The sequence below is a fragment of the Deinococcus humi genome (assembly GCF_014201875.1).
Lineage (GTDB): Bacteria > Deinococcota > Deinococci > Deinococcales > Deinococcaceae > Deinococcus > Deinococcus humi.
In genome coordinates, this window is sequence record NZ_JACHFL010000002.1 from 93,154 (window position 1) to 112,343 (window position 19,190).

Annotated in this window: 22 protein-coding genes; 11 read left to right on the plus strand and 11 right to left on the minus strand. The window is 67.0% G+C overall.

Annotation, left to right across the window (positions count from 1 at the left end):
• Positions 1-60: 60 nt before the first annotated feature.
• Positions 61-516, minus strand: coding sequence for a response regulator (locus HNQ08_RS04085; protein ID WP_184127837.1), 456 nt, complete (start codon positions 514-516; stop codon positions 61-63).
• A 130-nt stretch (positions 517-646) separates the two neighbouring features.
• Here HNQ08_RS04085 and HNQ08_RS04090 point away from each other — a divergent pair, with 130 nt between their 5' ends.
• The 7 genes from HNQ08_RS04090 (at position 647) to HNQ08_RS04120 (ending at position 7,675) form a co-directional block, all read left to right on the plus strand.
• Positions 647-1,867: a sensor histidine kinase gene (locus tag HNQ08_RS04090; RefSeq protein WP_184127838.1), complete on the plus strand. Its 1,221-nt coding sequence runs from the start codon at positions 647-649 to the stop codon at positions 1,865-1,867.
• 60 nt (positions 1,868-1,927) lie between these two features.
• Positions 1,928-2,773 (plus strand): HAD-IIB family hydrolase, encoded by an 846-nt coding sequence (locus tag HNQ08_RS04095; RefSeq protein ID WP_229789763.1) that lies wholly within the window; start codon positions 1,928-1,930, stop codon positions 2,771-2,773.
• 71 nt (positions 2,774-2,844) lie between these two features.
• Complete coding sequence (locus HNQ08_RS27280) at positions 2,845-3,561, plus strand: nucleotidyltransferase domain-containing protein (protein WP_229789761.1); 717 nt, start codon at positions 2,845-2,847, stop codon at positions 3,559-3,561.
• 60 nt (positions 3,562-3,621) lie between these two features.
• On the plus strand, positions 3,622-4,398 hold the full coding sequence (locus tag HNQ08_RS04105) for an ABC transporter ATP-binding protein (RefSeq protein ID WP_184127839.1): 777 nt from the start codon (positions 3,622-3,624) through the stop codon (positions 4,396-4,398).
• Positions 4,395-6,086: a putative ABC transporter permease subunit gene (locus HNQ08_RS04110; protein WP_184127840.1), complete on the plus strand. Its 1,692-nt coding sequence runs from the start codon at positions 4,395-4,397 to the stop codon at positions 6,084-6,086. Before HNQ08_RS04105 ends, HNQ08_RS04110 begins: the two co-directional genes overlap by 4 nt.
• 46 nt (positions 6,087-6,132) lie before the next feature.
• A complete protein-coding gene (locus HNQ08_RS04115) occupies positions 6,133-6,939 on the plus strand; it encodes a hypothetical protein (protein WP_184127841.1) in 807 nt (268 codons plus the stop codon).
• A 109-nt stretch (positions 6,940-7,048) separates the two neighbouring features.
• Positions 7,049-7,675, plus strand: coding sequence for a hypothetical protein (locus HNQ08_RS04120; RefSeq protein WP_184127842.1), 627 nt, complete (start codon positions 7,049-7,051; stop codon positions 7,673-7,675).
• Between the two features lie 41 nt (positions 7,676-7,716).
• Here HNQ08_RS04120 and HNQ08_RS04125 read toward each other — a convergent pair whose 3' ends face one another.
• Positions 7,717-8,181 (minus strand): SRPBCC family protein, encoded by a 465-nt coding sequence (locus HNQ08_RS04125; protein WP_184127843.1) that lies wholly within the window; start codon positions 8,179-8,181, stop codon positions 7,717-7,719.
• Positions 8,182-8,366: 185 nt separating this feature from the next.
• Here HNQ08_RS04125 and HNQ08_RS04130 point away from each other — a divergent pair, with 185 nt between their 5' ends.
• The 3 genes from HNQ08_RS04130 to HNQ08_RS04140 are packed head-to-tail and all read left to right on the plus strand — an operon-like array spanning position 8,367 to position 10,775.
• Entirely contained in the window at positions 8,367-8,996 is a 630-nt protein-coding gene (locus HNQ08_RS04130; protein WP_184127844.1) for a nucleotidyltransferase family protein, read from the plus strand.
• Positions 8,997-9,035: 39 nt separating this feature from the next.
• Positions 9,036-10,310: a class I SAM-dependent RNA methyltransferase gene (locus tag HNQ08_RS04135; protein ID WP_184127845.1), complete on the plus strand. Its 1,275-nt coding sequence runs from the start codon at positions 9,036-9,038 to the stop codon at positions 10,308-10,310.
• A 57-nt stretch (positions 10,311-10,367) separates the two neighbouring features.
• Complete coding sequence (locus tag HNQ08_RS04140) at positions 10,368-10,775, plus strand: PhoU domain-containing protein (protein WP_229789759.1); 408 nt, start codon at positions 10,368-10,370, stop codon at positions 10,773-10,775.
• A gap of 3 nt (positions 10,776-10,778) precedes the next feature.
• Here HNQ08_RS04140 and HNQ08_RS04145 read toward each other — a convergent pair whose 3' ends face one another.
• Genes HNQ08_RS04145 through HNQ08_RS04155 form a run of 3 tightly spaced genes read right to left on the minus strand, consistent with a single transcriptional unit; the run spans position 10,779 to position 12,551 of the window.
• A complete protein-coding gene (locus HNQ08_RS04145; RefSeq protein WP_184127846.1) occupies positions 10,779-11,270 on the minus strand; it encodes a hypothetical protein in 492 nt (163 codons plus the stop codon).
• A gap of 55 nt (positions 11,271-11,325) precedes the next feature.
• On the minus strand, positions 11,326-12,156 hold the full coding sequence (locus HNQ08_RS04150; RefSeq protein WP_184128878.1) for a Cof-type HAD-IIB family hydrolase: 831 nt from the start codon (positions 12,154-12,156) through the stop codon (positions 11,326-11,328).
• 11 nt (positions 12,157-12,167) lie between these two features.
• The gene (locus tag HNQ08_RS04155) at positions 12,168-12,551 is read right to left on the minus strand and encodes a 4'-phosphopantetheinyl transferase superfamily protein (protein WP_184127847.1); all 384 of its coding nucleotides are present in this window, start codon (positions 12,549-12,551) and stop codon (positions 12,168-12,170) included.
• Here HNQ08_RS04155 and HNQ08_RS04160 point away from each other — a divergent pair.
• Positions 12,550-13,281, plus strand: coding sequence for a HepT-like ribonuclease domain-containing protein (locus tag HNQ08_RS04160; protein WP_342355677.1), 732 nt, complete (start codon positions 12,550-12,552; stop codon positions 13,279-13,281). The two genes, HNQ08_RS04155 and HNQ08_RS04160, sit on opposite strands and share 2 nt — an antisense overlap.
• Positions 13,282-13,337: 56 nt before the next feature.
• Here HNQ08_RS04160 and HNQ08_RS04165 read toward each other — a convergent pair whose 3' ends face one another.
• The 6 genes from HNQ08_RS04165 to HNQ08_RS04190 form a co-directional block, all read right to left on the minus strand.
• A complete protein-coding gene (locus tag HNQ08_RS04165; protein ID WP_184127848.1) occupies positions 13,338-14,300 on the minus strand; it encodes an aldo/keto reductase in 963 nt (320 codons plus the stop codon).
• Positions 14,297-15,085 (minus strand): hypothetical protein, encoded by a 789-nt coding sequence (locus HNQ08_RS04170; protein WP_184127849.1) that lies wholly within the window; start codon positions 15,083-15,085, stop codon positions 14,297-14,299. The genes HNQ08_RS04165 and HNQ08_RS04170 overlap by 4 nt, the downstream gene beginning before the upstream one ends.
• Positions 15,082-15,507: a RidA family protein gene (locus HNQ08_RS04175; protein ID WP_184127850.1), complete on the minus strand. Its 426-nt coding sequence runs from the start codon at positions 15,505-15,507 to the stop codon at positions 15,082-15,084. The genes HNQ08_RS04170 and HNQ08_RS04175 overlap by 4 nt, the downstream gene beginning before the upstream one ends.
• On the minus strand, positions 15,497-17,014 hold the full coding sequence (locus tag HNQ08_RS04180) for a hypothetical protein (RefSeq protein WP_184127851.1): 1,518 nt from the start codon (positions 17,012-17,014) through the stop codon (positions 15,497-15,499). The genes HNQ08_RS04175 and HNQ08_RS04180 overlap by 11 nt, the downstream gene beginning before the upstream one ends.
• 36 nt (positions 17,015-17,050) lie before the next feature.
• Entirely contained in the window at positions 17,051-17,854 is an 804-nt protein-coding gene (locus HNQ08_RS04185; RefSeq protein ID WP_184127852.1) for an N-formylglutamate amidohydrolase, read from the minus strand.
• Between the two features lie 98 nt (positions 17,855-17,952).
• Positions 17,953-19,050: a BMP family lipoprotein gene (locus tag HNQ08_RS04190; RefSeq protein ID WP_184127853.1), complete on the minus strand. Its 1,098-nt coding sequence runs from the start codon at positions 19,048-19,050 to the stop codon at positions 17,953-17,955.
• Between the last annotated feature and the right edge of the window lie 140 nt (positions 19,051-19,190).

The window sequence follows — 19,190 nt, forward strand, 5'->3', positions numbered from 1 at the left end:
AGAAGGGCCAGGTGGTTTGCCTGGCCCTTCTGCTCTTTTCGCCCTGCCGGCTTCATGGGTTCAGGAGCCGACGCGGCCCCGCAGCACCTCTTCGAGGCTGGGCAGACGGACCAGTCCACGCCAGTAGGCCCGGATGGTTTCCAGCACGTGCATGTATTCCTGGTAGTTGCCCGGTTTGACCACATAGCCGCTGACCTGCTGATCGTAGGCGCGGTGGATGTCGCTGGGGTGTTCAGAGGTGGACAGCACCAGCACCGGGATGGAGCGCACCTCGGGCAGGGTCTTGACCCGTTCCAGGAACTCATGGCCGTTCATGATGGGCATGTTGAGGTCCAGCACGATCAGATGGGGGCGCGAAGCCCGGTCCGGGTGGGCGAGATGATCAAGGGCTTCCTGTCCGTTTTGAACGTGATGAACTGTGATGTCCTGGTCCTGTTCGGCCAGCATATCCTGGAAGAGGAGGGCGTCGGCCAGCTCGTCCTCGACAAGCAGCAGGTGAAAGGGCGCAGCACTCATGAAATCAGATTAATTATTGACCGGCGGGCCAATCGTCAGCCAGTAGACAATGGCTCCTGGCAGCAAGAAAAAGTGAAGATTGGAATGAGCCTTGGGCCGCCAGGGGAGCGCGGGTGTTACCTTAAAGGTCATGTCAACCGTTTCGCCGCCTGAACGCTTTGCCGTGGCGGCTTTCGATGCGCTGCTGGCGAATATTGCCATTGTCGATGCGGAGGGGCTGATCGTCGCCGTTAACCGGGCGTGGACAGCTTTTGCGTGTGAGAACGGCGGAACAGGCAACGACGTGGGCGTCAATTACCTGACGGTCTGCGAAGCGGCGCAGGGGGAGGACAGTTCCTATGCGCACGCCATTGCGGCGGGCATTCGTGCGGTGGTGAGCGGTGAGCAGGCCCTGTATGAGCTGGAATATCCCTGTCATACGCCCACCCAGCAGCGTTACTACGTGGCCCGCGTAACCCGCTTCGAGCAGGACGGCGCCTTTTACGCTCTGGTGGCCCACGAGGACATCACCCGCCGGAAACTGGCCGAACGGGAAGTGAACTCCCTGAACGTCTCGCTGGAGCGGCGGGTTCTGAAACGGACGCAGGCGCTGGAAGCCAGCGAATTGGATTTGCAGCGTCTGAACACTGAACTTACGGCACGCAACGAGGAGCTCTCGCAGTTCGTGTACGTGGCCAGCCACGACCTTCAGGAACCGCTCCGGACGCTGGGGGCCTACGCTGACATCCTGCGTCACCGCTACCGGGGCAAGCAGTTCGACGAGCGGGCCGACACCTACCTGGGCCACATCACCGAGCAGGTGGGGCGCGCCCGCCGGCTGGTCCGTGACGTGCTGGCGCTGGCCACCGTCAGTGAAGAAGCCCCGCGCGAAATGACCGATCTGGGCAGGGTGTGCCGCGAGGTCCAGACCGAGCTGGACTGGCCGCCGGACGCCCAACTGGACATCGGCAATCTAGTCCCGGTGTACGCCAGCCCGCCCCAGATGCGCCAGCTGCTGGACAACCTGCTGGGCAACGCCCTGAAGTTTCATGGACCCGAGCCGCTGCGGGTGGACCTGAGCGCGCAGCCGGAAGGGCCGCTGGTCCACTTCACGCTGCGCGACAACGGCATCGGCGTCGCGCCAGAATACGCCGAGAAGGTCTTCGGGATGTTTCAGCGTCTGCACGGGCGCACGGCCACCGGGGGCAACGGCATCGGGCTGGCGGTGTGCCGCCGCATCGTGGAGCGTCACGGCGGCACCATCTGGATTGAGGCTGCGCCCGGAGGCGGCACCGCCATTCACTTCACGCTGCCCGCCGCTCAGGAAGCCGCCCCCCAGCAGGGCTCGGGCAATGAAGCAAGGGCTGGGTGACAGCGCGGCCTCTGATCTTTTCCCATTTCGCACGGTCCGGTCTTTGCTAGGCTGCCGCGCGTGACCTCCCGCGATTCTGGCCTCCCCACTGGACGCCCTCCAATTCCGCCCCCGACAGGCCTGCCGCTGCTGATGGCCTTTGATCTGGACGGCACCCTGATCACCGAGCAGGGCCGTGAGGTGGATGCTGCCACCGGGAAGGCCCTGGCGCGGCTGCGCGAAGTGGGCGTCAAGCTGGCGATCATCACCGGACGCGACATGGCTCCCGACGCTGTGATGGAGGTGATGCAGCCCGACGCGGTCGCAACCAACAATGGTGGGCGCATCGTGGTGGACGGCGAGTTGCACAGCGAGGCCCGCTTCACGCCCTCGGATCTGGAGGCGGTGCTGGCCCACGAACTGACGGGCGCCCGCATCGTGCTGTTCACGGCCCAGCGCCTGTTCGTGGACCTACCGCGCGGCACCGAGCCGGAGCCCTGGATGATTGCCCGCAACTACGCCCCCCTGAGCGAAGCGCCTGTCGGGGATGTGTTGAAAGCCGGGTTCTATCACCCCGGCGTGGCGGACTTTGCCGGACGGCTGCGGCAGTCCCACCCGCATCTGGTCCTGACCGGCGCGCAGGATCCGTACCTCAGTTTCCTGACCGTCACCCCCGAGGGTGCCCACAAGGGCGCGGCCCTGACGCTGATCGCGGACGCGCTGCACTTGCCCCATGACCGCGCGGTGGCCTACGGCGATAGCGACAACGACGAGGCCATGCTGGAGGTGGCCGGCTACGCCGTGCAGGTGGGCAAGCTGCCCCTGCTGGCCCGCCATGCCCACACCCGTCTGAACCGCCAGACGGATCTGGGAGGTTATCTGAACGCCTGGGCAGACCGCCTGGAACGGGAAGAAGCGCGTCCCTGACCGGAGAAGGGGACATTTCCCTGATTTGAAATGAGGTCCCCTTCGTCAGGGGCGGAGCTTAAAATCCACGGGTGAAGTCTGGAAGGTCCCCCCATCAAGCCCGTCTGGAAGCCGCCCTGCCTGCTGCTCTCGAGCGCATCGCCGCCACACCCCGCGTCTATGCCGCGCTGTGGTGCGGCTCGGCGGCGCGGGGAGAGGCCACGCCGTACAGCGATCTGGACTTTCACGCGCTGGTGACCGGCGATTTCCGCTGGCGGAGCAACTTTGTAGTGGACGGCGTTCCGGTGGAAGTCTTCCACAATCCCGTTCGCAAGGTGCGCTCCATGTTTACCGACGGGGACGCTGCGACGATTGCGATGTTCGCCCAGGGCCGCCCCGCGCTGCCCCATCCCGATCTGGGCCCCCTGATGGCCGAGGCGCAGGCGTTGTATGCTGCTGGCCCGGCGCCCACACCGGTCAGCGAATTCATCCGGTTCATGCTGATGGATACCGTGATGGACGCCCGTGCCAGCCTCCACACCCCTGTTCATACGCTGACTGTCATGGCGGCACTTGGCCCGCTGCTGGTGCGGCCTCTGTACGCCGTCCACGGCTGGTGGGATGTGAAACGCGAACGCTGGCTGGACGATCTGGAGGCCAGAGCACCCGTCATCGCCCAGGAACTTCGGCTCGTGCTGAGCGCGGCGACGGATGACGCGCGGCAGGAGGCTTTCGAGGTTCTGGCGCGCCGGTTGATGGGCGAACTGTCTTACGTGGAGGGCGGCACTGAACCCGAACCCGTCCCGTGAGGCCGCGTCAGTTCCCTGTCATTTCGCCCGCCCTACACTCGTGTTCATGATCGGGACCGCATGATCGAGGTCAGCCACTATGGCAAACGCTACGGCGCACATCAGGCGGTGCAGGATCTGAGCTTCACCGTGCAGCCGGGGGCCGTGTTTGGCCTGCTGGGCAGCAACGGAGCGGGGAAGACCACCACCATTCGCGCCCTGGTGGGCCTGACGCGCCCCTCCTCTGGCACGGTGCGGGTGGCGGGCTTCGACGTCTGGAAAGAACCGTTGAGAGCGAAGGCCGCCTTCGGATACATCCCGGATCGCCCTTACCTGTATGGCAAGCTGACCGCCCGCGAACTGCTGCGGTTTGTGGGCCAGCTCTACAAGGTGGAAGGGGCCGAGGCGGAAATTGACCGCTGGCTGACCCTGTTCCGGCTGGAGGATTTCGGCAACGAACCCATCGAGACGTTCTCGCACGGGATGCGCCAGAAGGTGGCGATCATTGCCGCCATGCTGCCCGATCCCGGCGTGCTGATCGTGGACGAGCCGATGGTAGGCCTCGATCCCCACGCCGCCCAGCAGGTCCGCGAGCTGTTCCGCGCCCACGCCGACCGGGGCCGCACCGTGCTGCTGACCACCCACAGCCTGCCGCTCGCCGAGGCCGTCTGTGACCGTCTGGTGGTCCTGGACCGGGGCCGCGTGCTGGGCGAGGGCACCATGGACGATCTGCGCGCCCGCACGGGCACCGAGGCCGGGGGCGTGCACGGCGACAGCCTGGAACGCATCTTTTTTCGCCTGATTGAGGAGGAGCAGGAGGAGGAACACCGGCGGCGGGAGGCGGTGGAAGCGGGATGACCACCCGCCCGGCCCCCCAGGCCCATCCATCCCGTGCGCCCAGTCTGCTGAACCTCAAGCTGACCGCCCTGCGCCACACGCTGCGGCGGGGGCCGAAGTGGGGCTACGCCTTCGTCGCCGTGCTGGCCGTGCTCCTCGTCTGGGGCGAGGTGTACGGCACGTGGCGGGCACTGAAGTTCCTGGGGTCATTTGGCAGCATCGGCACCCATGTCTTTGCGCGCGTGCTGGAAATTGGCCTGATCACCCTGAGCAGCGGCGTGACCTTCAGCGCCACCACCGCCGCCATCTCCACGCTGTACCTCAGCGAGGACCTGAATTTCCTGTTGACCCAGCCCCTCAAGACCTGGCGCGTCTTTGCGCTGAAGGTCTCCGAGACGTTCCTGAACACGGCCCTGGTGCCGACCTTACTGACCGTTCCGCTGCTGCTGACGGTGGGCGTGTACTTCCACGCGCCGCTGTGGGCCTACCCGCTGATGGTGCTGACGGCGGTGATGACCTTTGCCGCCCCGGTGGGCCTGGGGGCGCTGCTGGCCGTGGTGCTGATGCGTCTGGCCCCGGTGGGCCGGGTGCGTGAGGTCAGCACCGGTCTGGGCGTGCTGATCAGTGCCGGACTGGTCTATGCCATCCGTGCCCTGCGTCCTGAAGTCCTGATCCAGAAGATGCAGGACCCCGCACAGTTCGGGGCGCTATTAAAGAACTTTGCCAGCCCCAGCAGCCCCTTCCTCCCGCCCGTGTGGGCCTCGCAGGGTCTCTGGAGCGCGTCACAGGGCCGTGTGGACGTGGCGCTGCTCCCGCTCGTGATCCTGACCGTGGGCCTGCTGGCCGCCGCCACCGCCCTCGCCACCCGCGCGTATCAGGACGGCTGGGCGCGGGCGCTGGACTCCAGCACGCCACGGCTCGATCCGTCGCCCCGGCGGGCCACGCTGGCAGAGCGGCTGTTTGCACGGCTCGGCCCCGCCGGCAGCCTGGCCCACAAGGATCTGCGTGTGACCCTGCGCGATCCGACCCAGTGGAGCCAGCTCCTTGTGGTGGTGGCGCTGGCCGGGGTGTACCTGGTGAGCGTCCGGGCCGTGCCGATTCCAGTGCCGCAGTTCCGGGGCATTCTGGGGTACGTGCAGCTGGCCTTTCAGGGCTTTATCGTCGCGGGCGTGGCGGTGCGGCTGGCCTTTCCTGCCCTCAGCACCGAGGCGAAGGCGTACTGGCTGCTCAGAACTGGCCCGATCAGCGCCCGGCAGATCGTCCTGAGCAAGTTTTACGGGGTGCTGCCCGTCACGCTCACGCTGGGGCTGGTGATGGGCATCGCCAGCGCCCGCAGCATGGATCTGGGGCCCACTCTGCTGCTCCTGAGCGGCCTGGTCAGCGTCAGCAACGCTTTCGTGATCACCGCGCTCGGGGTGGGCCTGGGCGCGGCCTCGCCCAAATTCGATGCCGACAACCCAGCCGAGATCGGCGTCAGTCCCGGCGGGCTGGCCTTCATGGGCCTGAGTCTGGCGTATTCAGTGCTATGTCTGGGACTGCTGGCGCGTCCGGCGGCAGGCAGCGTGCTGCGGCCTGATCTATTTACGGGGCTGTCCGCGCTGTCAACGCCCGAGGGCGTGTTGGGTCTGATCGGCCTGGGGCTGGCGACGGTTTTCGGGACGTGGCTCAGCTTGCGTCTGGGGTGGCGGAAGCTGGATACGCTGGAATAGTGGTGGAGCGAACACTCCTGCGGCGGAGCGCATAATTGCCCCACCTATGGCGGATGACCTCGAAAGACCACAGCGCCGCGCCGAACGTCAGGCCCGGCGGCGTGACGATCCCCTTTCCCTTCTCGGCGGCACCCTGATTGCGCTGCTGGCCATCGGTCTGATTTTCAGCGAGGGCAGTGCGCTGGTGGGCGTGACCCTGCTGGGACTGGTGGCCCTGCTCGCGGCCCTCTATTTCAGCTCGGTGCAGGCGCAGCGGGGGATGGCCACGTTGTTGACCCTGCCGGGGTTTAAACGCGGCGTCCAGCTGATCATTCCCGTGTTTGCGGTCACCAGCATCTTTACTGAGGGCAATGTCTTGCTGATGGTTTTCGTGCTGGTGGTGGCGGCGCTGGGGCTGGCCGCCGCCATGCTGACGGTTCGCACCGGCACAGCTGACGCTCGGCAGGTGAAGGAACAGGACATTCAGCCGCCTGTCGCCCTTCCGGCGCAGTCCAGCGGCGAGACCTTCTCCGAAATCGACCTCCGCGCCCTGTGCCGGGGGCTGCCCCCCGCCGTGGCCGGACAGGTCTTTGCCACCGTGGAGCATCTGGAAACGGTGGCTGCCGAGGCGAAACGCAATGGGGATACCCGCCGGTCCTACGACGCCCGCCAGGGCCTGACCGATTATCTACCCAACACAGTCAACGCCTGGAAAGCCCAGGCCGAGGACCAGCGTGATCTGGGCGAACTGACGCGGGCGCTGGAGCAGGTGCGCGAGATTGCGGGGGCAGAGGATTCCGGCGGCGAGGCCGGACGACGGGCCTGGGAAACGCAGCAACGCTTTCTGGCAGCCCGCAAGGGCGAGAAGGACTGAGGATACGGGACGTTGGGATTCACTTTCGGCTGACGATCTCTCACCCCTGCCTCCGCTATAAGTGGAGGACGTATTTTCTCCTTCCCTCTTTTCTGCCACAGGAGGACGCATGAGCCGTCGCCGCCCCAATTTGAACACCCTGATCCGCGTGACCAAGGCCCTGCGGGAACCCGAAGCCAAGCCGGGCGAGGGCGGCGGTTTCCGTGAAACGGCCCGCCGCGCCGCCCAGAGCGCCCTGAACGACCCGCGCGTGCAGAGCGCCGCCGGACTGGTGCGTGACCGCGCCGAAGCGGTCCGCATCCGTGTGGGCGACACCGCAGACCGCAATCTGGAGCGCCTGATTGACGAGTCGCGGGCCCGTCGGGGCGAGGCCACGCCGGAAGAGGTGGCCGCACTGCTCGAGCAGCGCCGCAGCGAACGCGACGCCCGCATCCGCCGGGCGTTGGCCCGTCAGGAACTGCTGAACCGTGCCGAGACCCCTGAGCAGCGCCAGATCCTGACGCTGGTGGCCGGGGTCACGGGCTGGGCGGGCGGCGCACCGGAGGCGGGACCACTGCGTTACACCGCGCTGCTGGACCGCCTAGCCCCCGGTGGCAGCGCCGAGATGGAAATGGCGGTCCACCGCGCCCTGTGGACACTGGCCGAACGCCGCGTGCTGTCGGTGTCGCCGCACGGCGTCGTGAGCGCCGTACAACAGCTGGACCAGGGGCGGGCAGCGCTGCCGGAAAGCGGCTGAGAGACGGGGCCTGGCCCGTCGCCGCTGTCCTGCGCCCGCGCTTACGCCAGCGTTCCCCCCGCCGCGCTCATGGCCGTGCCCATGTTCTCGAAGGTCTTTTCGATCAGCTTCTTGGCCTGAGCGTCCAGCATGCGCCCGCCCACCGAGGCCACCGGACCACGCATATTGGCCTCGCCGGTCCAGTCCAGGGTGGTGGTGCCGTCGTGGTTGTCCAGCACGTTCGCGCCCGCCGTCAGGTCCACCACGCTGCCCAGGCCGCCGCCGCGCACGTTGACGTTCACGCGCCCCGCCGCCTCGTCGGGCAGCACCTCAATCTTGAACTTGAACTTGCCGCGCACCATGCCCACACCCACCTGCACGGTGGCCTCCATGTGCGTGGCATCCTGCACGACAACCTCCTGAACATCGGGCAGGCAACGCGCCACGCGTTCGGGATCCTGTACGAAGGCCCACACGACGGCGGGGGCGGCTTTGACCTGTTCCTGACCTGAGTAATTGAGTTTCATGCTTGACGCTCCTTTGGAAACTTTGAAGAGGTGGGGCAGCGGTTGAGGTGCCGGGGCTCCTGTGATTGTAGGGGGGCCAGAGACCAGGGACGATGAACGCGCCTCCTGTTTTTCTTGTGGGCCGTGGTTCAGCCGTGTGCGTGTTTCACTCCCGCCAGCTGCGTTGCCCTGTACTACCATGCGCCATGCCCCCTCAGCCCCTTCCGGTCGCGGGTGTCCTGCTCGCCGCTGGCCGCAGCACACGCATGGGCCATCCCAAACAGCTTGCGCCCCTGAATGGGCAACCGCTGTGTATGTACGCGGCGCGGGCGCTGGCGCAGGTCTACGCCCCGCTGCTGGCCGTCATTCCCCCCGGCGAGGTGGGCGAGGGTATTCGGGCGGCGCTGTCTGACCTGCCGTTCTCATTCGCCGTCAATCCGCAGCCGGAGCGGGGGCTGGCCTCCTCCTTCCGGGTGGCCGCCGAACACCTGCCGCCTGGTGTGGGCGGCGCAGCTTTTGCGCTGGGCGATATGCCGCTGGTAACGGCAGAGCTTCATGCTTCGCTGCTTGCGGCATTCCGGGAAACGGCCCCCTCGGTCGTGCTGTCGGCCTACGGCGAGGGGAATGAGGCGGTCCACGCCCCTCCGCATCTGCTGCGGGCAGACCTTCTGCCCGAACTGCTGACGCTGAGCGACACCGATCACGGCCCCCGCCGGGTGATCGGGGCGCGTGCCCAGGCGGCGGTGACGCTGCACTTTCCTGCCGCGCTGCTGCTGGATGTCGATACCCCTGAGGGATTGGCCAGGGCGGAGGCGGCGCTGAAGGAGAGGGGCTGAACGGTTGAGTCCGCCGCGCCGCGCTACCCTGAAGATCTGATGTCTGAAGCTGCCCCCCAGAGTGCCCCACAACCCGAAGTCTTAACCCTGGAAATAGAGAAGCTCGTCGCGGGGGGGCTGGGGCTGGCCCGTGACGAGGGCGGCGTGGTGCTGGTGCGCGGCGCGCTTCCCGGCGAGCGGGTGCGCGCGGCGGTTCGCTCAGGCCGGGGCGTGCGTCAGGGCGTGACGCTGGAGGTCCTGCGCTCAAGTCCAGACCGGGTGGACGGCCCGCAACTGCCCACTGCCGATCTGGCCCACGCCAGCTACGGCGCGCAGTTGCGGTACAAACGCGACTTCGTGCGGGAGGCACTCAGCCGGATTGCCAAGCTGAGTCACGGGGTCAACGAGACCGTGCCCAGTCCCAGCGAATGGCATTACCGCAACACCGCGCAGTATCTGGTCACACCCGCTGGCCTGGCCTACCGGGAGCGGCGCGGCAATGAGCCGCTGGTGGTGGGCGAAGATCCGCTCGTGATGGAAGCCATCTCGGCCATCGTGCAGAAGATCGATCCGGTGCATCTGGATCCGGCGAGCGAAGTTGCCTTCCGCGCCAGCGCGCTGACCGGGGAAGTGGTGGCCGCGCTGATCGGGGCCGGGGAGCCGCGCGTGTTCCTGCGGGCCAGCGATCACCTGATGGACGCCGGGGTGGTGGGGGTCTCGCTGGCCCAGCCGGCTGGACGCCGTTTCAGCGCGGGGGTGCGCCTGATCGCCGGGGAATCGGAGATTCGCGAGCAGTTCGGGCGCGTGCAGGTCAGCGTGAGTGCCACCGGTTTCGCTCAGGTCAATCCGGCGGCGGCGGGCCTGGCCTACGTGAGCGCTGCCGAACTCGCGGGCAGCGGCGAGCACGCTGTGGACCTGTACGGCGGCGCGGGCGCAATTGGCCGTCACCTGGCCCCCAACTTCCGCCGCGTGACCGTGCTGGACGCCTCGCCCGAGGCCCTGGCGCGTGGGCGGCAGGACGTGGCCGAGAGTGTCGCGGCAGGAAGGCCAGAGGGCAACGTCACCTACCGCGACGGCGACGCCGCCCGCTTCAGCGAACTGGGCACCGATGTGATCGTTGTCGATCCCCCGCGCGCCGGGCTGGAGGAGGGAGCGCGGGTTCACATCGACTCCAGCACGGCGGACCGTCTGGTTTACATCTCCTGCGATCCGGCCACCTGGGCGCGCGACGTGGGTGATCTGGTGCGGCGGGGCTGGAAGCTGGGCGAGGTCACGCCACACGACTTCTATCCGCAGACCAGCCATGTGGAAATCGTCAGCGTGCTGAACCGCTGAGGGTCCCTTGGCAAGTCTTTCACGCCGCTATGCAACGCAGGCGGTAGCGTGAACCCCATGAAAGCTGGCCTCCTGCTCCTGCCCGCCATGCTGTTGAGCGGCTGCCAGGCACCCCGGCCAGACCCGGAAGCTGCCCAGCAGATCGCCGACCTCAGCGCCCGTATCGACGCGCTTGAAGGTGAAGTGTCCGAATTGAAAGCTCGAAGGCCGAACAGCAGCACGCCCAGTGCCGGCGACGTGACGGCCCGCGCCGCCGCCCAGAACTGCGCCATCGCGCTGGCCCGCGCGCTGGAACTGTTTCGCCAGAGCAGTCTGGGCAACCGCTACCCTGGACCATCGCAGGTGGTCCTGCCTGACGCCTGCGAGGGCCAGCGCTTGGGCTGGAAGAAGCTGGAGGCAGGGCAGTACACCTTTGCCATCACCAACCGCAACGGTGAGGTGCTGGCGCAGCAGAGCGGCCGCTGAAGTCTAACGGCCCAGCATCACATAACTCAGCGCCACCGGATCGTCGGTGCGCTCGTCTTCCAGCAGCACGCCGAAGGTGGTCACCCGCTCGCCCGTGAAACCCACCACGAAGGCCCACACCTGATCGGGCATCTTCTCGTAGATCGAGCTGCGGACATACATCGCCTCGTCGCCCTGCATGAAGGTTCGCTCGCGCACCAGCTGGGTTTCCTTGCCGTACTGCTCGATGCCCGTCTTGCGGAAGGCGGTGAAGCCGGCCAGCGTGCCCCACTGCCCCTGCACGTCCGGCGTGAAGGCGTTCCACAGGCGGTCCAGCTTGAGCGCCAGGAATTCGGTCATCAGCGCCCGACCACGCGTGAAGGCGGCCTGCTCGGCGGGGGTGCGGCTGGCGGCAGACGCCGGGGGTTTGGTGGGGAGGGGCGTTCCGCTTTGCGCCAGCGCCAACCCATTCAGCACCAGCAGGGCGAGGGCCATCGTGGACGTTCTGGCATTCATTCCTCAGCGTACCCGCCGGAAGCGGGCCGGGTTGTCAGATGGCAGACCATCGGGGTCAGTCCAGTCGTGGCGGTGTCTGGCCCAGCAGCCGCTCGATCACCACAGCCACGCCGTCCTGGGCGTTGCTGAGGGTGACCTCGTCTGCCGCACTCAGCGCCTTGGCCTCGGCATTCGCCATCGCCACGCCGCGCCCGGCCCAGGCGAGCATCTCGGCGTCGTTGGGGGCGTCCCCGAAGGCCAGCACCTCGTCCCTGGCGATCCCCAGTTTCTCGCACAGCCGTGACAGGCCCCACGCCTTGCTGACGCCCTCGGCCAGCACTTCCAGAAACGGCGCGCCGCTGTGGGTCACCGCGTAGCCGCCCAGCGTCAGGGCCTGGACTTCCGCCTGCAGTTCGCGCGGGGTCAGCGTCGGGTGGCGCACGATGAATTTCAGGCTGGGTTCGGCCAGCACCTCGTCCAGCAGAAAACGCCCCATCTCGCCTGGTTCGCGCTTGTGATCCTCGAAATGCGCCAGTTCGGCGTAGCCTGTCTGGGCGACGAACACCTCACCCCCACGCCGCACACTGACGAACAGCACCCCGGGAACGCGCTCGGACAGGGCCTCGGCCAGCGCGCGTTGCGCCGCCACGTCCACATGTGCCTCGAACAGCACCTCCCCAGTGGTCAGGTGCAGCCCGTGAGCGCCGTTGCCGCACAGTGCCCACCCCGTGAAGGCTGCCGCCTCTGCAATCCGCCGGACGCCACGCGGTTGCCGGGCTGTGACCGGCACGACGAGGATCCCCGCTGCCCGCGCCGCGTCCAGGGCCCGGCGGGTGCGCGGGCTGACGCTCAGGTCCGGGCGCAGCAGCGTGCCGTCCAGATCGGTGGCAATCAGGCGAATGGACATGGCCGCCATGCTTAACGCTCCTCCAGCACCACGACCGCAGAGGCGTGTTCTTTGGTGTGCGTCAGCGTCAGGTGGGCTGCCCAGCCCTGCGCCTTCATCTCGGCCTCGATCTCGGGAACAAAGGCCAGGAAGGGCCGGGTGAACCGGAAGGGACCGTCCGGCGTGGCGTGGCGCACCACCCACACGTCGCGCCAGCCGTGCGGCCTGGGCCAGACCTTCTGAAAGGCTTCCTTGGCTGCGAAACGGGCGGCCAGACTGGGGGCCGGGTCGCTCAGGCGGGCGCAGTAGGCCAGTTCCTCGGGGGTAAACAGCCGCTCGGCGCGCGGCCCCTCACGCTCCAGCATGCGCCGGATCCGCGCGATCTCGATCAGGTCATGGCCCACGGCAACGATCATGACCGTGATGGTAGTGCGCGGCGGGTATCTTCAGACGGTGAAACCAGAGCCGACCCTCTTTCCCGACACCAGCCTGCAGGAGGTGGCGCGCCTCATCCGCTCCGTGGAGGACCAGTGGCGCCGCATGGGCGTGTCCCGTGTGCGGATTTTCGGCTCGGTGGCGCGCGGCGAGGCCACCGACCTGTCGGACGTGGACCTGCTGGTGGACTTCGCGGCTGAGGCGGGCCTGCTGGACCTGATGAACGTCAAGGACCTGCTGGAGGACACCCTGCGCCGCCGCATCGACGTGCTGACCGAGGGCGGCCTCAAGCCGCAACTGCGCCGCGAGATCCTGAGCGACGCGGTTGACGTGTTGAATGTGCCACCTCACCCGCACACCACCTTCCGGCGCAAACGCTGGCGCTGGAGGCTGCATGACGTGCTGGACGCCCTGGACCGCGTGCGCGCCTACACGGCGGACCACACCCTGGACAGCTTTATCGCCGACGAGCGCAGCCGCGACGCCGTGCTGCGAAACCTCGCGCGGCTGGGCGAGACCACCAAGTTCATCCCGCAGAGTGTGGAGGACCGCCACCCGCAGGTGCCGTGGGCCTACCTGCGCGACATCCGCAATCTGGTGGCGCACGACTATTTCGGGATCGATCCGGCGCTGGTGTGGCACACGGCCACTTCGGAGCTGATCAACATCCGCCCCGCCCTGCAACAGCTGGCGGACGGGAGAGAGGAGTAACGGTTCGCCGGGCGATGACCGGGCTGTTCCCCCTGGCAAACGCCTGAACAGTGCATTCAGTTCCAGGCCAGCCCCGCCCGCGTCTGCCAGTACTGCTGTGGCGACTCAGCCAAGCCCACCAGCGCAGGGAAATCGCCACGCAACTCCAGTGCCCGCAGATTGCTCTCCAGCTGCTCCGGAGTGGTCGCGCCGCTCAGCACCACGTCGACCCACGGCTGCGCGAGGGCGGCGGCCAGCGCGACAGCGTCGGGAGTGGCGTTCCATTCGTGGCAGACCTGTGCCATCGCGGGCGGGATGTCGCCCCGTCCGGTCAGCCGTCCGTTGGCCACCGCCTCCTTGATCACCACGGCCCAGCCGGCCTCATGGGCCTCGGCCAGCGCTGCGCCCGCCGAGGGCTCCAGCACGTTCCAGGTGGCCTGCACGGCGCTCAAAGGATTGACGCCGTCCACCGTGACTGCCCGCGCCCGCCGCAACGTGTCGGCCTGCCCCGGTCCGCTGGTGGACAGACCCACGCGCACACCCGAAGCTGCCAGTTCGGCCAGCCGCGCCAGCACCTGCCTGTTTTCCAGCACGCCCGTCTCCAGCGTCGCGGAGTGGATCAGATAGAGGTCCGGGGCGCGGCCCAGGCTGGACAGCGTTTCGGGCCACTGCCGTTCCAGCGTGTCCAGATCGTGACTCTTGACCTCGTGCGTGTCGGCATCGGTGCGCCAAGCCGCCACATAGGTATAGCCCCACTTGCTGCCGACCGTTACCCCTCCAGAGGAGACGCCGTGGCCGCGCTCCCGGAGCCAGCTCCCCAGGAACTCCTCGGCACGGCCGTAACTGCGGGCGGCATCGAAGTAACGGATTCCGGCGCTCCAGGCGGTGTCCAGCACGTGCCAGGCGTGATCGCGCATGGCCTGCGGCGTCTTGTCGGCCAGATCATCGCCGTGCCCCAGATTGATGTAGCCGGGCCGTCCCAGCGCGGCCAGACCTAGGCCCAGGCGGGGGGAATGCGGTGGCAGCAGGGGAGAGGTCATGTCCCTACCCTGGCACGTTCTTTCAGGTCTGAGGCCAGCTCGGGATTTACCCTTAGCGCGAGCTGGCCGGCCAGTTCCAGCGTCCACGTCACCGCGTTGGCATACGCGCTTTCCAGCTCCTTCAGGCTTCCTGCGATGCCCTCGTATCTGCGCAGGGTGTCCGCGTCCAGCCGCCCTTCGGCCAGCCGCGCCGGGTTGAGCAGGTAATCCGTGTGGCCTGATTCCACCACCGCCAGCGTCAGCAGGCCGCTCTGAACCCACCACAGCAAGCCGTGCGCCCGCAGGCGCTCGCCGCGCGCCAGCACATTCAGCCCGAAGGCCAGCCAGTTCAGCGTTCGGTCCAGCGTGGCCTGCAACTGCGGATCCGGCGGAGGGTTCGCGGCCAGCTTCTGCAGGGCTGACGCCAGCCGTCCATCCGAATCCTTGACCCGCATCCGTTCGGGAAAGAGGTGTTCGTTGCCCCAGCCCTCCAGCGCAGCAAGTTGTGTGTTGGGAAGGGCGTGCAACTCTACCCGCAGTAGTCCTGGCCCAATGGCGGTGGGCGTGCCGAACTCGTTGACGACGAAGTGCAGGATCGGCATCAGGCGTCCAAGCCACTCGCGCACGTCCAGTTCGGTCTCTGGATCGAGAAAGAGCCAGTACTCAAGGTCGCTGAACCGGTCCGCCGTGCCCTGGGTAAAACTGCCATAAGCCAGCGCGTGCGTGATGCGTTGGTCGGCGTGCATGGCGTCCCGCAGGCGGGCGTCCAGCCCGGCATGGCCTTCCAGGTCGGAGGCGGGACTCATGGGAGGATGGCCTCGGCCTCGATCTCCACGAGATGCTGCGGGTCGATCAGCGCGGCCACCCCCACCATCGTTGCCGCCGGGCGGATGGTGCCGAAGACCTCACCGTGTGCCCGCCCCACCTCCGCCCAGCGCGAGATGTCAGTCACGAAGATGCGGGTCCGCACCACGTCTTCAAGCGTGGCCCCCGCCTCGCTCAGCGCCCCTGCGATGATGCCTAGGACCACGCGAGTCTGTTCGTAGGCGTCCCCCACGCCCACCACCTCGCCGTTCACCGTGGCTGTTGTGCCCGCCACATGAACCACGTTGCCGAGCCTGACGGCGCGCGAATAGCCCACCGTGGCCTCCCAGGGGGAGGTGCCTCTGATGTTCTGCCTTACCGCCTCAGGGTGGACTGCCTTTTCCGGCTCTGACTCACTCGGCATACGGTTCACCCACGCGGCGCTCCAGCCCCCAGCGCGTGACCGTCCAGCTGCCTGCGCTCTTCTTGAGATCCACGGTCAGGGTGTAGCGCTTGCCGGTCACATATTCGCTGTCCTGACCGGGGGCCACCAGACCAAAGGTCACCGGGGCCACCACCTGCGCGGTGTCGGCCCTATCTGTGGGCATCTCCAGGGCCGAGACCGTGAAGTTCCCCAGGTCACGCGGATCGAACTTCAGGTTGCCCAGGGCCAGCGCAGGCTGCACGCGCGACGCGGCCACGTCAATCCGCCGCTGAACCTCGGCCCTCTGCGCGGGGGTGCGTGGCGTGCTGGCATAGCTGGAAGACACATGCTGGGCCAGCGCTTCCAGGTTGGCGATCAGGCTTGTGGCGACACTCAGGGCGTCGTCATTCAGGACCGTTCCCGAAGTCGCGCTCAGGCGATAGACCGGGTACTTCACGCTGCCGGAACGGGCGTCGTGGACCACGGCGTCGTCGCGGCCCGTCGCGCGCCGAACGGTGAAGGCAGGCCACCAGTTCAGGCCCTGGAAGGACGGACCAAAAGGCGTTCGGGTGGGGTATGGACGGGTGTCCAGTATGGGTCCGGCGACCACGCCTCCCGACTGTGGTTGGTACAGCCGCAGCGCTGCCGTCCCACCCTGCGCGACGATGGCCAGATACTCCGCCCTTCCCGGCGCGCTGAACGAGCCGCCGATCCCGGTCCGGGGGGCATCCGGGGCCGCGCCCGCCCGCGTGGGCCAGCCGGACATGCCGTAGTCCGAGAGTTCCTGGCGAATGTCCGGGTCGTAATTGTTAAGCCAGGTTCGCAGCAGGGGGGGCAGTTGCGACAGGTAGGTCTGCGCCTGTCCCGGCTGGCCCGCCAGCAGCAGCGAGGCATAGTCGTACAGTGCCTGTCCAGGCTGCATTTCCACCTCCGGCTGGCCCACGTCGCGCAGCGCCACCCCCAGATACGCGCGGCTGTTGTCCACGTACTGCCCGCCGATGTACGAGTAGATCTGCCATAGCGCCGGACTTCCGGCAAAGGGCAGACCATAGGCGTAGGCAAAGCGCCAGTCGCCGCCCAGCAGTTCCAGCGCGCCTTTGCCGTCCAGTTGCTGTGGTGTCAGCGTGCTGGTGTCGGCGCTGAACACCTGAAGGATGCGCCGGGGCGGGCTCGTCAGCGAGTACAGGTGGTGCGTGAAACAGCAGTGCGCGCCGCCGCTGAACCCTGTCAGCATCGCCTCGGGCATGCCGTCGCCGGTGACGTCGCGGCAGAAGTCCAGATTGACCATCGAATCGTTGACGCTGGCGAGCGTCTTGCCGTTCAGCAGCAGGCTGGCGCTGTCAGCCGGGTCCTCAAAGCCGTTTTGCCGGAGCTGCACGGTGAACGCGCCGCACGTCTGATTGGTGGTCTTGACGGGGGTGGGCGTGCCTGCCTGCGCCCCGGTGAACGTGAAGACCCCCAGGGCGGGCAGGGCCAGAATGGCGGCGACAAGGACGCTTCTCAGCATGGAATTACTCCTGAAGTGGGAAAGGGCAGGTGCAGATCAGTTCACCAGGGCCAGGGCCGCCTCGGCGAACACCGCGAACGCCGCGTTCATCTGGCGCATGGCCCCGTCCATCGGCTGTCCGTCCTTGAGGTGCAGACCTGCGTTGAACTCGATGCCGAAAGCGGGAACGCCACTTCTGCGGCTGTGGTTCAGACTGAGGGTGTCGGTGCTCCACGGCTCGCCAATGGTCACCCGCTCGAAGGGACTGGCGGCGATCACCTGGGCGAAAGCCTCCTCGGCAGCGCTTTTCAGGGCGTCCCAACGGTCATGTGGAAAGGTGGGCACGGCCTGAGTGCCGGGCATCAGGCAGATGGCCGGACGGGGCGTACCGGTGTCCAGGCCCAGTTTGGGGCCATGCGAGGCCATGCTGTGGCCCACGATCATCAGCCGCGCGCCTGGGAGTTCCGCGCTCACCGCGTCATCGAAGCTGTCCCAGATGCGCCGCAGGCGTTCCTCCCGTTCGTCCTCCGAAAGCTGTGTGTGGGGCGGATACAGCGGCTGGCGGTCAAAGTCCGTCTCTTTGATGACGCCGTTGTCCACCCGGTCATCCCGGTTCCGGTTGAGGTCGACGGCGAAGCGGCTCCAGGGGGCCTGGACATGCCGCGCGCCGGGCAACGAGTACAGCAGGTCCGTGTAGGCGTCGCCGTCCAGAAAGATGCGCCGCAGAAAGGCCTCTCGTTTCGGGGTGTCGAACAGGTCGTCTCCCAGCATCTGCCGCAGGATATGCGCCGGAAGCTGCCCGGAGGGATGGGGCGTGACGATCAGAAGCTGGTCGCGCGGGGACGGAGAGCGGTCTGTCATGCGGTCAGGATGTCACGGCATCGGGGCAGGATTCAAAGCAACCACAAAAAAAGGAGGGCGATCCCGCGTGGGACCGCCCTCTGTTCAAAAGAAAGGATTTACTTGGTGGGCACCTTGATCTTGCCGCTGATGATCTGGGCCTTGATGCCCTCCACCTTGGCCACCTGGGCGCTGCTGATCAGGGCCTTGTTGTACTGGTCCACCGCGTAGCCCACGCCGCCGTCCTTGAGGCCGAAGACACGGGGGCCGCCCTTGAACTCGTCGTCCTTGACGGATGCGATGAGCTGGTACACCGCGTTGTCCACCCGCTTGACCATGCTGGTCAGGCCGTGGTTCATGGTAGCGGGGTTCTTGTCGAAGTCGCCGAGGTAGTTCTGATTGCTGTCCACGCCGATGAAGAACATCGGACGAGTGTTGCCCGCGCAGGCCTTGGTGTAGTCCGCGCTCTTCTTGATGCTCTTGAAGTTGTCGCTGGCGAACTTCACGCCGCTGGGCAGGTTGCCTGCCTTGATGCACTGGGTCTGCTTGACGTAGTCGATCACGCCGTTGCCGGACGCGCCCGCCGCGGCAAAGATAATGTCCGCGCCCTTGGCCCGCATGCTGCCCGCGATTTCCTTGGCCTTGCCAGGGTTGTTCCAGGCGTCAGGTGTGGTCCCCACGTACTGCGCGATGACCCGCGCCTTGGGGTTGGCGGCCTTGACGCCCGCCGTGTAGCCGGCCTCGAACTTGTGGATCAGCGGGATGTCCATGCCGCCGACGAAGCCCACCACACCGGTGGAGCTGTTCAGGCCGGCCATGTAGCCCACCAGATAGCTGCCCTCCTGCTCGGAGAAGGTCAGGCTGGCGACGTTCTTGACGTCGGAGACGTCATCCACCAGGCCGAAGTACAGGTCCGGGTTTTCCTTGGCAACCTGGCTGATGCTGGCGTTGTTGGCAAAGCCCACGCCGATGGTCAGGTCAAAGCCCTCGTTGGCAAAGGAGCGGACGCCCTGGATCACCTGGCTGGGATCGCTGGGTTCAAAGTCCTTGACCTGCACGCCCAGCTTCTGCTTGGCGCGCTGGCTGCCCTCGTAGGCGCTCTGGTTGAAGCTCTTGTCGAACTTGCCGCCCGCGTCGTAGGCAATGCCCACGCGCACGTTCTGCGCGGCAGCGAGAGAAACGGAAACGGCCAGGGCCAGCGTGAGAAATTTCTTCATGGTGAATCCTCCAGTTTGAAGCTGTACTTGGACAGCAGGCATGTGGTTTGCTTGAACACAGTATACGAAAACTGCGGCATCATCTGATCATGCCAGGGTGACGTTCACCTGATGGGGGTACGCCACAGGGGACACAAAAG

Excerpts from the sequence above, each read along its gene's own strand:
- HNQ08_RS04085 (WP_184127837.1), bottom strand. The coding sequence starts at position 516 with ATGAGTGCTGCGCCCTTTCACCTGCTGCTTGTCGAGGACGAGCTGGCC.
- HNQ08_RS04090 (WP_184127838.1), top strand. The coding sequence starts at position 647 with ATGTCAACCGTTTCGCCGCCTGAACGCTTTGCCGTGGCGGCTTTCGAT.
- HNQ08_RS04105 (WP_184127839.1), top strand. The coding sequence starts at position 3,622 with ATGATCGAGGTCAGCCACTATGGCAAACGCTACGGCGCACATCAGGCG.
- HNQ08_RS04110 (WP_184127840.1), top strand. The coding sequence starts at position 4,395 with ATGACCACCCGCCCGGCCCCCCAGGCCCATCCATCCCGTGCGCCCAGT.
- HNQ08_RS04115 (WP_184127841.1), top strand. The coding sequence starts at position 6,133 with ATGGCGGATGACCTCGAAAGACCACAGCGCCGCGCCGAACGTCAGGCC.
- HNQ08_RS04120 (WP_184127842.1), top strand. The coding sequence starts at position 7,049 with ATGAGCCGTCGCCGCCCCAATTTGAACACCCTGATCCGCGTGACCAAG.
- HNQ08_RS04125 (WP_184127843.1), bottom strand. The coding sequence starts at position 8,181 with ATGAAACTCAATTACTCAGGTCAGGAACAGGTCAAAGCCGCCCCCGCC.
- HNQ08_RS04130 (WP_184127844.1), top strand. The coding sequence starts at position 8,367 with ATGCCCCCTCAGCCCCTTCCGGTCGCGGGTGTCCTGCTCGCCGCTGGC.
- HNQ08_RS04135 (WP_184127845.1), top strand. The coding sequence starts at position 9,036 with ATGTCTGAAGCTGCCCCCCAGAGTGCCCCACAACCCGAAGTCTTAACC.
- HNQ08_RS04140 (WP_229789759.1), top strand. The coding sequence starts at position 10,368 with ATGAAAGCTGGCCTCCTGCTCCTGCCCGCCATGCTGTTGAGCGGCTGC.
- HNQ08_RS04145 (WP_184127846.1), bottom strand. The coding sequence starts at position 11,270 with ATGAATGCCAGAACGTCCACGATGGCCCTCGCCCTGCTGGTGCTGAAT.
- HNQ08_RS04150 (WP_184128878.1), bottom strand. The coding sequence starts at position 12,156 with ATGTCCATTCGCCTGATTGCCACCGATCTGGACGGCACGCTGCTGCGC.
- HNQ08_RS04160 (WP_342355677.1), top strand. The coding sequence starts at position 12,550 with ATGACCGTGATGGTAGTGCGCGGCGGGTATCTTCAGACGGTGAAACCA.
- HNQ08_RS04155 (WP_184127847.1), bottom strand. The coding sequence starts at position 12,551 with ATGATCGTTGCCGTGGGCCATGACCTGATCGAGATCGCGCGGATCCGG.
- HNQ08_RS04165 (WP_184127848.1), bottom strand. The coding sequence starts at position 14,300 with ATGACCTCTCCCCTGCTGCCACCGCATTCCCCCCGCCTGGGCCTAGGT.
- HNQ08_RS04170 (WP_184127849.1), bottom strand. The coding sequence starts at position 15,085 with ATGAGTCCCGCCTCCGACCTGGAAGGCCATGCCGGGCTGGACGCCCGC.
- HNQ08_RS04175 (WP_184127850.1), bottom strand. The coding sequence starts at position 15,507 with ATGCCGAGTGAGTCAGAGCCGGAAAAGGCAGTCCACCCTGAGGCGGTA.
- HNQ08_RS04180 (WP_184127851.1), bottom strand. The coding sequence starts at position 17,014 with ATGCTGAGAAGCGTCCTTGTCGCCGCCATTCTGGCCCTGCCCGCCCTG.
- HNQ08_RS04185 (WP_184127852.1), bottom strand. The coding sequence starts at position 17,854 with ATGACAGACCGCTCTCCGTCCCCGCGCGACCAGCTTCTGATCGTCACG.
- HNQ08_RS04190 (WP_184127853.1), bottom strand. The coding sequence starts at position 19,050 with ATGAAGAAATTTCTCACGCTGGCCCTGGCCGTTTCCGTTTCTCTCGCT.